Origin of the sequence: Bacillus sp. FDAARGOS_1420 (assembly GCF_019344915.1) — a bacterium.
Classification (GTDB): Bacteria; Bacillota; Bacilli; order Bacillales; family Bacillaceae_G; genus Bacillus_A; species Bacillus_A mycoides.
In genome coordinates, this window is record NZ_JAHWJB010000002.1 from 3,586,810 (window position 1) to 3,600,765 (window position 13,956).

Consider the following 13,956-nt stretch of genomic DNA (forward strand, 5'->3'; position numbering starts at 1 on the left):
CTAGTAAGAAATACATTTACCTGCTAACTGCGAATGCGTCCATCAGGTGAGAAGCGGGTGCTTCTACTTGTCAAAACCATATTCTATTATCCTTGATGAGTTTATCATAGGACATGACGTCTGTCAAGAAGACGCAATATGTTTTACTAACAACAAGAAATATTGTAACAAACAACCAGCATACTTGCAATACTTTTTTATGATAAGTATTGTTTGGTTATTTTTTCTAGATTTTCTTTTTTATTATACATAAAAAAGCCGCGGTATACCGCGGCTCTTTCTTATCGTTTTCCTTCTACCTTAATCATGTCAACAAACGCATCTAATGCGATTGTTTCTGATTTTTGCTCGCCATATTTACGTACGTTAACGCCATTTTCAGTAACTTCATTGTCACCTACTACAAGCATGTACGGAATCTTTTGCATTTGTGCTTCACGGATTTTGTAACCAATTTTCTCTTCACGAGTGTCTAATTCAACACGGATACCAGCACGTCGTAATTCATCTTGTACTTTCTTCGCATAGTCTAAATGTACTTGCGGAGAAACTGGAATTACTTGCGCCTGAACTGGAGCTAACCAAGTTGGGAATGCGCCTTTGTATTCTTCAATTAAGAAGGCTACGAAACGTTCCATAGTTGATACAACACCACGGTGAATTACAACTGGACGATGTTGTTTACCGTCTTCACCAACGTAAGTTAATTCAAAGCGTTCTGGAAGTAAGAAGTCTAATTGTACAGTTGAAAGTGTTTCGTCTTTTCCAAGAGCAGTACGAACTTGAACGTCAAGTTTCGGACCATAGAATGCCGCTTCACCTTCAGCTTCATAGTAATCAAGACCCATTTCATCCATAGCTTCTTTTAACATACCTTGTGCTTTTTCCCACATCTCATCATCAGCATAATACTTTTTAGTATCTGCTGGGTCACGATAAGATAGACGGAATGAATAGTTTTCTAAACCGAAATCTTTGTACACTTCTAACGTTAAGTTTACAACACGTTTTAATTCTTCTTTAATTTGATCTGGACGAACGAAAATGTGCGCATCATTTAAAGTCATTCCGCGTACACGTTGTAATCCAGATAATGCTCCAGACATTTCATAGCGGTGCATTGTTCCAAGTTCCGCAATACGGATTGGTAATTCACGGTAGCTGTGAATATCGTTTTTATAAACCATCATATGGTGAGGGCAGTTCATTGGACGAAGAACTAACTCTTCATTATCCATTTCCATTGATGGGAACATGCCATCACGGTAATGGTTCCAGTGACCAGAAGTTTCATAAAGTTCTCTACTTCCTAATACTGGAGTGTATACGTGATCATAGCCTAAGCTTGCTTCTTTATCAACGATGTAACGCTCGATAATACGGCGAATTGTTGCACCTTTTGGTAACCAAAGTGGTAAACCTTGTCCTACTTTTTGGCTATTAGTAAATAGTTTTAACTCTTTACCTAATTTACGGTGATCGCGCTCTTTCGCTTCTTCAAGCATACGTAAGTGCTCATCTAATTCTGCTTTCTTAACGAATCCAGTACCGTAAATACGTTGTAACATTTTATTATTGCTATCGCCGCGCCAGTAAGCACCAGCAACACTTAATAATTTAAACACTTTAATCTTCCCTGTAGATGGAAGGTGAACACCACGGCAAAGGTCGAAGAATTCGCCTTGCTCATAGATTGAAATAACTGCATCTTCTGGAAGATCGTTAATTAAATCTAATTTTAACTCATCGCCGATTTCTTCAAAGCGACGAAGTGCTTCTGCACGTGGTACTTCATGACGAACGATTTCTAAGTTTTCGTTCACGATTTTTTGCATTTCTTTTTCGATTTTCTTGAAGTCCTCAACTGTAATTGCTTCTTCCATATCAATATCGTAGTAGAAGCCATTTTCGATTACTGGACCAATGCCAAGCTCAAGCTTAACATCTTTATATAAACGTTTTAACGCTTGTGCTAAAAGGTGAGCTGTTGAGTGGCGTAAAATATATAAGCCATCTTCAGAATCTAATGTAATAATAGAAACTGCACCATCTTCTTCGATTGGTGTAACAAGATCAATCATCTCATCGTTTAATTTTCCAGCCACAGCTTTTTTCTTTAAGCCTGGGCTAATAGAAGCTGCGATTTCTTCAGTTGTTACTCCTTTTGGAAACTCCTTCACAGCTCCATCAGGGAAAGTAATTTTAACTACATCTGCCATCACTGGTCACTCCTCTTTTTTTTCAAAATAAAAAACACTCATCCCATAAAAAGGGACGAGTGTTGAATTCGTGGTTCCACCCTTGTTCCAATTAACCTTATTGTTAATTGCTCAAGTTCAACATAACGGTGTTGTCCGTTAGCAATTACTAGAAAAACGTTCACTGCTAAAGTTTAGAGGTGGTAAGTAATAATCCCGTACTAGGAAGCTCGCACCCTAAGGCTTCCCTCTCTGAAAATCGTAGATAACTACTCATGTCCTCATCATGACATTTCAATATATTTCATTTATGTAGGTAATTATATGCTCAAAAACTTAGAAAATCAAGGGCGTTACCTTTATTTTTTAAATTTTTCACATTGCGCTCAAACTCATGCAAACCATGTAATTGGACCCGTTCTTGAAATACATTTCGCAAAGTAACAATCATGTTATGATCTTGTTCTTTCGTATATAAATAAATCTTTTTCGGCGAAATAGAAAGAAGTGGTGCAATTACTTTCGTATCGATATATACATCCTGTTTCTTTAATAATTCTTCATCTATATATTGAACCAATTTCTCCTGTTTTAAACGCCTACCTTTATCATCATAGAAAATAAAACTTTCATCAAAAATAAGATGTACACAGGACAAACGTGATTTCCGGCTACTTACTTGTTGGCGAAGTGTCTCAATGAATATTTGGTATTCCTGCTCCATCTTATACTCATCAATTGCAACTTCAGCAAGCTTAGTTACCATTTCCCTATATGTACGAAGACGAAAACGAACGTATGATGAAAACGAGAATGAGAGCGGATCACAAAGCCATTCATTCAAAGACGACGCAATATAAGATTCAAATTTTTGACGTGTTAAATCACTAGCTACTCCTTTTCTTCTTTCCTTTAAAATCTCATGTGCCATATGCAATATTTGATGACACTCTTCTTGTTCTTCATAAAAAAACTTTTCCTTTAAAATGGTATGAATCCATTCATTTTGTTTCACATTCATAATGAAATATAGTAATACTGGCAATAAAATCTTTTCAATATAATTTGATTCACATAATGGTATATGAATAACAACCTTTTGTTCGTTTAAATATACACTTGTTTCCTTATATAAGGATTCTGTTCTTTTCGTTAGTTGTCTGTATACGTACACAGCATCATTTTTTTCTTCGAAGCAAATTTCAATCACTTTTGTCCCCCCTTTTATCCCCGCTCTAAAGGATTGCATCTATACGTTACAAATCCTATAAGAGTCCGATCTATGGAAGTTCACTCTTAGTAGAAACCTATCTCCCATCGTTAGAACATCCACTCGATATGGCTTGCTAATTTTATATATATTAAGGGACGGAGAAAAAAATGATACAAGCTACTCTGAAAAAATGATTAAAATAAAGTGAAGCTTTAATCAGTGGAGGTTTTGTCCATCCTCCACTGATTATTAGCCCGCACCAATCGGGCTTTTACGGGCAGCAGGACTCCCACCTAACTTCTTTGCTTTACAGCCGAATTTTGAGGTGGGAGTCTTACTGCCCGCCAATAGCGGGATAAAAAAGAGCAAGCTTCTCAGCTCGCTCTTTACTTATTACGACGATTTTTCCCGCCAATTGGGATTGGCTTCGCTAAATATTTAATTCGTTCCATAATACGGGCCGCTTTCATCTCTTCTGCTTCACCGCGCTGTGTATACGTTAAATGATGTTCCAACTGTTTGAAATCAAAATTAGATGTAAAGAACGTCGGTAAGTTTTCCAACATACGGAATTGCAAGATTGCACCGAGTACATCATCACGTACAAAACTTGACATCGCTTCTGCCCCGATATCATCTAACATTAATACTTGTACACGTTTGACAGCATCAATCTTTCCGCTAATCGAATTATCTTGAATCGAACTTTTGATTTCACGTAAAAATTCAGGGAAGTATACGAGCATCGAACTAATTTTCTTTCGCGCAAGCTCATTTGCAATTGCCCCTAAAAGATACGTTTTCCCCACACCAAATTTACCGTACAAATATAAACCTTGTGCTTTTTTACCTGGTTCGTATGTGTTTAAAAATTCATTCGTTGCACCTATTGCATCAATACGTGCATCTAAATCTGAAGGGTCTAAATTTTCCATAGTTGCCTGCAAAATGTCAACTGGCATATATACACTTTGAACGAGTTTTTCATATTTTTTTCTCTCATCATATGCTACTTTTCTAATACAACGATCGTATTGAATATCAATCATCTTACCTTGAATGACGAGCTTCGGCTCATATCCTTGTAGCATATTTTTACATGACCCTAAATCTGGACAATCCGCACACCCTACACTTTGTCCAATATATTCATATAACTTCACAAGACTTCGTTCAATCATAGAAGTCGTTACTTCACCTTTATGTTCGTCTATAAATTCTTTCACACGAGGGTGCGCCATCACTTCTGCCTTTAAGACTTCATATCTATTTTTAAAGTTTTTATTTTCCATTAATTTCGTAAATGAATTTTGAATATGCTCCATTTTCTCACCTCAAAGAGCGTTCATTTTCTTTTATTAATCACGCTTATATTTTTTCAATACTTCTTCTAATCGTTTCCGTTCATCTTCTAACGTACTTGCATCTTTTTTCGCACTTACGTCATTTTTTACAGGTTCTTTCTCTTCTTCTTTCGACTCTTCCTTAAGCCAATCTGGTACCATTTCTTTTCGCACTGTTTTCTTCGCTGTACGACCTTTTTTCTTCGTCTCAGCCCACTCTTGATATTGACGATTCTCTTCTTTTGCTAGCGCCATCGCCTCGCCTACTGTACCGACCTTTTTTCGAGCCCAATGTCCAGCAATCTTCTCGACATACGTTTTAGCAAGCTTCATATCTGAGCGTAGCATAACGTAATAAATAAGTACATTCACAACCCCTGGCGTTAACTTTTGATTTATCATTACATCCTCAACGATTTGCAAGTCCGCTTTCGTCGCCTCTGCACCGCCTGAAATCTCTTTCAATAGTTGTTTTGGCGAGATTTCCTCTAACTGCTTCATTAGCATCTCTTCTTGCGTAGATGGCTCTTTCTCTTTCATTGTACGAGCAGCATGAGGTTGCACTCTTTCACTTAATACAGGTAACGCTTGACCATTTTCGAATTGATACCAATCGCGTGCTCCCTTCCGAAGCCTTTCGATATCAATTGTTTGCACTTCTGTCACTGCGCCAAGAACGATATTTTGCATCGATAACACATCCACACCGTACACATAAGCGAGTGTAATAACACATTCTCTCACTTGATCTGTAATCGCCTTTTTAGGAACAAGCGCTGATAGTCCGTCTACAAATAAAGAGAAATCAAAGAAGTCGTTCCAAACTTTCGGAGCATCCCCATTCTCGTTACTTGGCATAATTGTCGTTTTCGGGATACGCAGTTCTTCTTGCGCATATTCAAACTGACCTGGGTTAAACGAATCAAATATATCGTTGAAGGAGCGCGTAACATTTTCATAAGAACCAAAATCGAATTCTTCTTCTAAGAAATATTGCTTTACTTGGTTGTATTTTGTCCGACTCAAGCGATTATATAAAAAGATACTTAAAACAATATCATCAAAAAACTGCTTCGGAGATAAAGGTGGTTGCAATTCATATATAAACATTCGAATATCTTTTTCTTTCTTAATATATACATTTAAAAGACCAATCGCTTCTAACTTTACTCGTTCCCCATATATTTCAGGAAGTTGCATTTGCATAGTCACCATAAGGGAGTGATGTGTATTCTCTTTTCCAAACACACGATCTTGCTCTAACTCTCCCCATAGTGTCATGTATAAGCTAAAAGCTCTACTACCTATTAACGGCTGATACAACATCGTTAATACTTTCCGGTCGTAATTATGTAACAACCCTTTCGCACTTACTTTATAACGATCAATCGGCAATAGCTCCATCCATGACTGTTTTTCCATTCTTGCTTTTCCTTTCTCTCATCCAATCTAACCTACATTTCACTCGTTCTATCTTTATTATATAATTTATTAGCGAAAAAGAGCTATTAGCTTCCGCTTCTAGCTCTCTTATCTCGTTTACTTACAGTATATAAAGAGATTTCTTCTACTCTCTCTCTTTTTGCAGTATATCTTTTAATTCTTCAATAAATACATTTAAATCTTTAAATTGACGATACACAGAAGCAAAACGTACGTAAGCAACATCATCAATATCACGAAGTTCTTCCATAACAATTTCACCAATCATATCACTTTTCACTTCTGATATACCTAAGTTACGAAGTTCACGCTCCACACTTTGTGTTACTTCCTCTAACTGCCTTAAAGATACAGGTCTTTTTTCACACGCTTTAATTAAACCGCGTAAAATTTTCTCTTTATTAAACTCTTCTCGTGTTCCTTCTTTTTTAACAACGATAAGAGGTGATTCTTCTACTCTTTCAAAGGTCGTAAAGCGACTTAAACAACTTTCACACTCTCTTCTTCTTCGAATAGAGCGCCCCTCGTCTACCGGACGCGAATCTAACACTCTTGTTCCATTATGAAAACAGGATGGACAACGCAATTCATTCACTCCTTTACACTATAATCTTTATTCTTTCGCTACTCACCTACATGTGAAAATATATATACAATATTATATAACTCATTCTTCTATAATGACCACTCTAAGTTATTACATATCATGATCCTATTTTATATAAACTAAAAAAGAGGTGCATTATACACCTCTTTACATTTTAAATCAATTATGTTCTTTTTTAAAGAGCTTTTGTTTCTCTCTGCTTAATTTCGAAGCTACCAGTGCCTCGAGGAAGCTCGATGCTCTCACGCGTTTTCGCGTTTAAACCTTCTGCAATATATTCTGCAGCAACATTTGGATCAATACGATCCCCACAAGTATAAACATCAATACTTGCGTAACCGTGCTCCGGAAAGCTATGAATTGTTAAATGTGATTCCGAGATAATTACTACTCCACTTACACCTTGTGGTGCAAATTTATGAAAAGCAACCTCACGTACTTCAGCACCAGCTCTTAGTGCTGCATCCACAAATAATTGTTCAATATACGGCATGTCATTAAGCTTGTCGAAATCGCAATCCCAAAGTTCAGCAATCACGTGACGACCCATCGTATCCATAGTATCCATTCTACAGTTCCCCCTTGTAAATTTATTCTAACTGTTCGAATTGAAAACTAATTTGCAATTTGGCTTGCTCCACTACCACGGGGGAAAGTTAGTCCAGAGAGGTCCTAACCCTTTAAGTAGTGACTACGTACCTCAGCTCTTAAGTTTACGAGTGTTAGTATACTTTGTTTATTTTCATTTTGCAACAACAGTTTTTTCGATTTTCTGTCATATTTTCCTCTTTACTTTTCCCTAAAAAAAATTAATGATTCACGAATACAGTAATCCCAACGTTTCGTGGTATGTCCACTATTTGAAAATATATTCATATAATTTTTTCCCTTTTCAGAAAAAAATAAAAAAAGAGGGCAAATATTTACTTGCCCTCTCTCTATTTCACTTAAATATGTTGCACATTTTCTTGTTTTGCTAATTCATCAACAACTAACGTTACAAGATCTACAACACGACGAGAGTAGCCCCACTCGTTATCATACCAAGCAAGCACTTTCACTTTACGATCACCCATTACTATTGTAGATAAACCATCAATAATAGCTGAGTGTGTATTTGTATTAAAGTCGATAGACACTAAAGGCTCTTCGCTGAATTCTACAATTCCTTTTAACGCACCGTTTGCAACAGTTTTGAATGCTTCATTAATATCTTCAACTGTTACATCACGTTTTACGTCTACTACTAAATCAACAAGAGACACGTTTGGTGTTGGTACACGAAGTGCCATACCATGAAGTTTTCCGTTTAAGTGTGGAAGAACTTTTGCTAGCGCTTTTGCAGCACCCGTCGTTGTTGGAATGATAGACTGTCCGCAAGCACGCGCTCTTCTTAAATCTTTATGTGGGTTATCAATATTTTTTTGGTCATTTGTATAAGCGTGAACAGTTGTCATTAAACCGTTTTCAATTCCGAACTGCTCATCTAACACCTTTACAACAGGCGCTAAACAGTTTGTTGTACAAGATGCATTTGAAATAACAGTATGTTTTGTAATATCTAATTGGTCTTCGTTCACACCAACTACGATTGTTACATCTTCATTTTTACCAGGTGCTGTTAAAATAACTTTTTTCGCTCCAGCTTCAACATGAAGAATTGCTTTTTCTTTCGAGTTAAATTTACCAGTTGCTTCAATTACAACTTCAACACCTAGATCTTTCCAAGGCAACTCCTTTGGATCGCGGTTGTTTAAAAGGCGAATCATTTTCCCATCAACTAGTAAGTGATCTTCAAATGCTTCCACTGTTCCGTCAAACTTTCCATGAACTGTATCATATTTAATTAAATGCGCTAACGTTTCTGATGGATAGCTTGCATTGATTGCTACAATTTTGAATGCGCTTTCTTTTATTGCTTGACGAAATACCATTCTCCCGATACGTCCAAATCCATTAATTGCCACACGAGTCATAATATGTTATCCCCCTTGAATGCGTTATACTATTTATCTCCAATCCCAATAATAGTATAACACAAAAAGGAGATATGTCACTAAGCATTTTCATTAATTTCACAATTTTTTAATCAATAATGTTCCATTCTTTCAAAATAGAAGCTAATTGTGTTTTCGTTCCAGTAATTGTGCCATCATTATAAATCACCTCATCTGCCTTCTTTACTTTTTCTTCTAATGGCATTTGAGATTGAATACGAGCCGTTGCTTCTTCTTCTGAAAAGTTATTTCGTTTCATTAAACGTTCCAATTGCGTATTCGGTGTGACTGCTACAACTAAAACACGATCAACGAGATTTGTTAATTTACTTTCAAACAAAAGAGGGATATCTAACACAACCGCTTGCATACCTTCTTTTATGTACATCTCCTTTTGTGCATTCATTTCTTCACGCACTGCAGGATGAACAATTTCGTTTAACTGCAATCGTTTTTCTTCATTATAAAAAACGACACTCCCAAGCTTTGGTCGATCAAGCTCTCCATCTTTTTGTAACACTTCCGTTCCGAACACCTCTACAATTTTGTTATATGCCGGTTTTCCTCGTTCTACAACTTCTCGCGCAATAATATCTGCATCAATAACCGGTATACTCATTTCACGAAACATTTCTGATACCGTACTTTTTCCGCTTGCAATGCCTCCTGTTAATCCAATTACTACTGTCATAATAATCCTCCTCACAATATTAAAGGCGCGAAACTAATGTTCCACGCCCATACTTACATTTTCCAAATTCCAATAATAATGAGTAATACCCCAGGCAGGAATGTGAATTTTTGTAACCATTTCATATTTGATAAAATCGTACCGAGCTTCATTCCAATAAATAAAAATAAAGAACTCATAACCGCGACTAATGCCGCCATCATCGCGGGTGCATAACCTAATAAAGATGCACCAATTCCAGCACCAAACGAATCTATAGAAAGAGCGATACCGAGAAGTAGCGCTTCTCCTGCAGAGATAGTTCCTGATTTATCAAAATCCGCAACAGTCGGCTTCCGCAAAATTTGAATCACTAACCCTAGCGAAGCAATTTCTAGTTTCCAAACCTTCTCCTCTTGCTTCGGTTCTTCTTTTTTATCACTTCGAAAAAATTGATATAATACCCAAATACCTATTCCAATAAGAACAAATCCGCCGATACGCGTTGCGATAACAGGTGAAAATATTTTCGCAATCATATGTCCAATTCCCATGGAAACGAGCATTACAGCTGCTGAACAGATCCCGATAATTATAATTGATCTTAGTGGAATTCTTACGCTCCTTAACCCGTATGTTAGCCCTACACTACAGCTATCTAAGCTTAATGTAAAAGCTAATAAAATAAGAGATAAATAAAGGTACATCGGTAAGCTCCTCCCTTATACATAGCTCTGCTCTATGTATATGACAAATGCCTATCCGATGTTATCCCTTTTCTATGTTCTAGGTTGGCAAATTGGGCAGTAATGTGTTCCCCTTCCGCCAACAACTGTTTTTTCTAATAGCGTACCGCAAGTCACACACGGTTCTCCTTTTTTCCCATATACATTTAGAAGTTCCTGGAACGAACCAATTTGTCCTTGTGAATTAATATACGTTCTAATTGTACTTCCGCCTCGCTTAACAGCTTCGCCCAGCGTTGTAACAATCGCCTCGTAAATTCTTTCTATTTCTTCTTCTGTTAAAGATGCAGCTTCTCGTTCTGGGTGAATTTGAGAACGGAATAACACTTCATCTACATATATATTTCCAAGCCCTACTAAAAGACGCTGATCTAATAATACGACTTTTATTTTTCGATTTGTTTTTTGCAATCTTTCTTGTAAATACTGCGGTGTTAATTCAGCATCAAATGGCTCCGGGCCTAAGTCAGCAAGAGGCATTTGATTCAACTCTTCACCTTTCTTAAAGAGATGCATCGTACCAAATTTTCTCACATCTTTATAATGTAATTCAGTTCCATCTGTAAATAAGAAACGGACGTGCGTATGTTTATCAATCGGCTCATCCTCTTGATGAAGTAAAAACTTACCTTCCATGCGCAAATGTGAAACAATGACATAATTCGTTACATATAAAAGCAAAAACTTTCCTCTTCGCTTTATATTTTCAATTGTCTCGCCTCTTAGCATTTCTTTAAAAATTTCTGCATCATCCGGTCGTTTTACTATTTTGGGATAAGTAATAACGACATCTTCAATCGTTTTTCCTGTTACAAGATTTTCAAGCGTCCGTCTAACGTTTTCAACCTCTGGTAATTCCGGCATTTCATCACGTCCTTATTTCGCATCGTACCAAGTTGGACCGTAAGAATAATCAACTTTCAATGGAACGGCTAGTTCAATTGCATGCTCCATTACTTCAGGTACAAGCTTCTCTAATTTTTCAATTTCTTCTTTTGGTGCTTCAAATATCAATTCATCGTGTACTTGCAGAAGAAGACGTGCTTGTAATCCTTCTTCTTCTAGACGATCTGCCATAATAATCATCGCTTTTTTAATAATATCAGCCGCACTACCTTGAATTGGTGTATTCATAGCTGTACGCTCAGCAAAGCTACGTAAATTGAAATTACGACTCGTAATTTCCGGAATATAACGGCGACGATTTAATAATGTAACCACATATCCTTTTTGTTTCGCGTCTTTTACGATTTCATCCATGTATTCTTGTACACCAGGGAAACTTTCTAAATACTTTTCAATAAATTCCGCTGCTGCTTTTCTTGTAATTCCTAAGTTTTGCGAAAGACCATAATCACTAATACCATACACAATTCCGAAGTTAACAGCTTTTGCTTGTCGTCTCATGTTAGATGTTACTTCATCTTTCCCAACACCAAATACATCCATAGCTGTTTTCGTATGAATATCCATGTCATGTTGGAACGCTTCAACTAATCCTGGATCATTTGCAATATGAGCAAGCACACGAAGTTCGATTTGTGAATAATCAGCCGCGTACATGATCCATCCTTCTTCTGATGGAACGAATGCCTGACGAATCTTTCTTCCTTCTTCTAATCGAATCGGGATATTTTGTAAGTTCGGGTCTGTTGAACTTAATCGACCTGTTTGCGTTAATACTTGATTAAAACGAGTATGGATTTTAGATGAATCTTCATGTACAACTTTCAATAAACCTTCAATGTAAGTTGAATTTAGCTTTCCTAATTGACGGTAATGTAAAATATTCGGAATAATTTCATGACGATCCATAAGTTTATCTAATACATCCGCCGATGTAGAATAACCTGTTTTCGTCTTTTTAATAACTGGTAAGTTTAAATTCTCAAACAGAATAACCCCAAGTTGCTTCGGTGAATTAATATTAAATTCTGTTCCCGCAAGCTTATAAATTTCCTGTTCCATTTCCTTTAATCTACCTGCAAGTTCTTCTCCCATATTACGAAGACGCTCCGTATCAACTTTTACACCTTTCACTTCCATATCAGCTAATACACGTGCAAGTGGTAATTCTAATTCCGTAAATAATTCATATTGCTCGTTCTTTTTTAATTCTTCTAAGAACGTTTGCTTTACATCATATAATACATGCACTTTACGAGCTACATGCTCCGCTACTACCTCTAGCTCCGGAACAGCACGCTTCGCACCTTTTCCGTAAACTTCTTCATCCGATTTTACGGCATGCGTTTCTTTCATTTTCGCTACAGTACGGAAATCTTTATCCGTATCAGCTGGATCAAGTAAATAAGCAGCGATTAATAAATCAAAGTCAATCCCTTGAATATCTACACCTTTCCACTTGAGAGCAACGATAGCACGCTTCGCATCAAATGTATGTTTTCTCATTTCTCCATTTGCAAGCCACTCTTTAAAAGCATCCGATTTAAGAGCAACATCGGCCGGAATGAAGTAACAACCATTTTCATTTTGAATACCAAAACCTTGAATATCGGCTTTATGATAATTATCTTCTTGCACTTCAACAATAAGCGCACTATCTTGCTGAAGCATTTCTTCTGTAACTTCTTCTACAATATCAAATGTAATATCATCTAATTCAGCTGGAGCCGTTTCCTCCGGCGTAACACCTAACTTATTTAAAAGGGATGTAAATCCTAAATTCTCGAACATTGGAATCAAATCGCTTGGTTCATACCCTTTATATTCCATATCATCTACATGCACAGTAATCGGTGCATCTGTAATAATAGTCGCAAGTTCTTTACTCATAAGAGCTTGTTCTTTATTCGCTTCTAACTTTTCTTTTAATTTCTTTCCACTCACTTGATCTAAGTTTTCATATACTGCTTCTACTGTTTCAAATTGCGTTAATAATTTAATGGCGGTCTTCTCACCAACACCTGGTACACCTGGAATGTTATCCGATTGGTCTCCCATTAAACCTTTCATATCGATAATTTGCTTTGGTGATAAGCTATATTTCTCAAATAAAGCTTCTTTCGTATATTCATCTACTTCCGTAATCCCTTTGCGAGGAATACATACGAGTGTATTATCTGAAACAAGTTGCAGTAAATCTTTATCTCCTGAAATAACTTTAACATGAAACCCTTGCTCACTCGCTTCTTTCGCTAACGTTCCCATAATGTCATCCGCTTCATAATTTTCCAGCTCATAACGCGGTACATTGAATGCATCAAGCACCTCACGAATAAACGGGAATTGCTCTGATAACTCAGGTGGAGTCTTTTGACGCCCTCCCTTGTAATCACTATACGTTTTATGACGGAATGTTGTTTTCCCCGCATCAAACGCCACAAGCATATGCGTCGGTTTTTCTTCCTCTAGTATCCTCATTAACATCATTGTAAAACCATAAATTGCGTTCGTATGTATACCTTTGTCGTTATTTAAAAGCGGTAGTGCAAAGAAAGCACGATACGCGATATTATTACCATCTACTAATACGACTTTTTTTTCCAAACTACAAACCTCCCCATACATATTTGAAACGATTTTTCCCACACAAAAAAACCGTTCCTGTCCTCTCTCTATATTAACATGACTAATAGAGAGAAGAAAAATAACGGTTTTTTTCTATCATATATAAACAGACTTACATTGGCATAAAGGGAAGTGACGAGAATAGCATAACTACTCTCGTCCAAAATTACTCCTTGGATGAAGGGGTTTTCATATATTATATTAACAG

11 protein-coding genes and 2 other annotated features (1 of these 13 only partly in view) are annotated in these 13,956 nt (G+C 36.8%); all 11 genes read right to left on the reverse strand.

Annotated features, from left to right (window positions below; all coding sequences use genetic code 11):
* Positions 1-75, reverse strand: a sequence feature (ribosomal protein L20 leader region); it reaches 46 nt to the left of the window's first position.
* A gap of 206 nt (positions 76-281) precedes the next feature.
* Positions 282-2,219, reverse strand: coding sequence for a threonine--tRNA ligase (thrS, locus tag I6L50_RS28635; RefSeq protein WP_002034275.1), 1,938 nt, complete (start codon positions 2,217-2,219; stop codon positions 282-284).
* A 48-nt stretch (positions 2,220-2,267) separates the two neighbouring features.
* Positions 2,268-2,495, reverse strand: a binding site (T-box leader).
* Between the two features lie 31 nt (positions 2,496-2,526).
* Positions 2,527-3,408 (reverse strand): putative sporulation protein YtxC, encoded by an 882-nt coding sequence (ytxC, locus tag I6L50_RS28640; RefSeq protein WP_219303644.1) that lies wholly within the window; start codon positions 3,406-3,408, stop codon positions 2,527-2,529.
* 389 nt (positions 3,409-3,797) lie between these two features.
* Entirely contained in the window at positions 3,798-4,736 is a 939-nt protein-coding gene (gene dnaI / locus I6L50_RS28645; RefSeq protein ID WP_002015473.1) for a primosomal protein DnaI, read from the reverse strand.
* Between the two features lie 33 nt (positions 4,737-4,769).
* Positions 4,770-6,176 (reverse strand): replication initiation and membrane attachment family protein, encoded by a 1,407-nt coding sequence (locus I6L50_RS28650; protein WP_113935711.1) that lies wholly within the window; start codon positions 6,174-6,176, stop codon positions 4,770-4,772.
* Positions 6,177-6,321: 145 nt separating this feature from the next.
* Entirely contained in the window at positions 6,322-6,783 is a 462-nt protein-coding gene (gene nrdR / locus I6L50_RS28655) for a transcriptional regulator NrdR (RefSeq protein WP_001203686.1), read from the reverse strand.
* Between the two features lie 196 nt (positions 6,784-6,979).
* On the reverse strand, positions 6,980-7,363 hold the full coding sequence (gene speD, locus I6L50_RS28660; RefSeq protein ID WP_002003660.1) for an adenosylmethionine decarboxylase: 384 nt from the start codon (positions 7,361-7,363) through the stop codon (positions 6,980-6,982).
* Positions 7,364-7,751: 388 nt separating this feature from the next.
* On the reverse strand, positions 7,752-8,780 hold the full coding sequence (locus I6L50_RS28665) for a glyceraldehyde-3-phosphate dehydrogenase (RefSeq protein WP_002088923.1): 1,029 nt from the start codon (positions 8,778-8,780) through the stop codon (positions 7,752-7,754).
* Positions 8,781-8,889: 109 nt separating this feature from the next.
* Complete coding sequence (gene coaE / locus I6L50_RS28670) at positions 8,890-9,492, reverse strand: dephospho-CoA kinase (RefSeq protein WP_002088924.1); 603 nt, start codon at positions 9,490-9,492, stop codon at positions 8,890-8,892.
* 53 nt (positions 9,493-9,545) lie between these two features.
* Complete coding sequence (ytaF, locus tag I6L50_RS28675) at positions 9,546-10,178, reverse strand: sporulation membrane protein YtaF (protein WP_002190849.1); 633 nt, start codon at positions 10,176-10,178, stop codon at positions 9,546-9,548.
* 72 nt (positions 10,179-10,250) lie between these two features.
* A complete protein-coding gene (gene mutM / locus I6L50_RS28680; RefSeq protein ID WP_113935713.1) occupies positions 10,251-11,081 on the reverse strand; it encodes a DNA-formamidopyrimidine glycosylase in 831 nt (276 codons plus the stop codon).
* Positions 11,082-11,093: 12 nt separating this feature from the next.
* Positions 11,094-13,727, reverse strand: coding sequence for a DNA polymerase I (gene polA / locus I6L50_RS28685; protein ID WP_002164995.1), 2,634 nt, complete (start codon positions 13,725-13,727; stop codon positions 11,094-11,096).
* Positions 13,728-13,956: the final 229 nt, after the last annotated feature.

Bases quoted from the DNA above. Each gene is read 5' to 3' on its own strand.
- thrS (WP_002034275.1), bottom strand. From the start codon at position 2,219: ATGGCAGATGTAGTTAAAATTACTTTCCCTGATGGAGCTGTGAAGGAG.
- dnaI (WP_002015473.1), bottom strand. From the start codon at position 4,736: ATGGAGCATATTCAAAATTCATTTACGAAATTAATGGAAAATAAAAAC.
- I6L50_RS28650 (WP_113935711.1), bottom strand. From the start codon at position 6,176: ATGGAAAAACAGTCATGGATGGAGCTATTGCCGATTGATCGTTATAAA.
- speD (WP_002003660.1), bottom strand. From the start codon at position 7,363: ATGGATACGATGGGTCGTCACGTGATTGCTGAACTTTGGGATTGCGAT.
- I6L50_RS28665 (WP_002088923.1), bottom strand. From the start codon at position 8,780: ATGACTCGTGTGGCAATTAATGGATTTGGACGTATCGGGAGAATGGTA.
- coaE (WP_002088924.1), bottom strand. From the start codon at position 9,492: ATGACAGTAGTAATTGGATTAACAGGAGGCATTGCAAGCGGAAAAAGT.
- ytaF (WP_002190849.1), bottom strand. From the start codon at position 10,178: ATGTACCTTTATTTATCTCTTATTTTATTAGCTTTTACATTAAGCTTA.
- mutM (WP_113935713.1), bottom strand. From the start codon at position 11,081: ATGCCGGAATTACCAGAGGTTGAAAACGTTAGACGGACGCTTGAAAAT.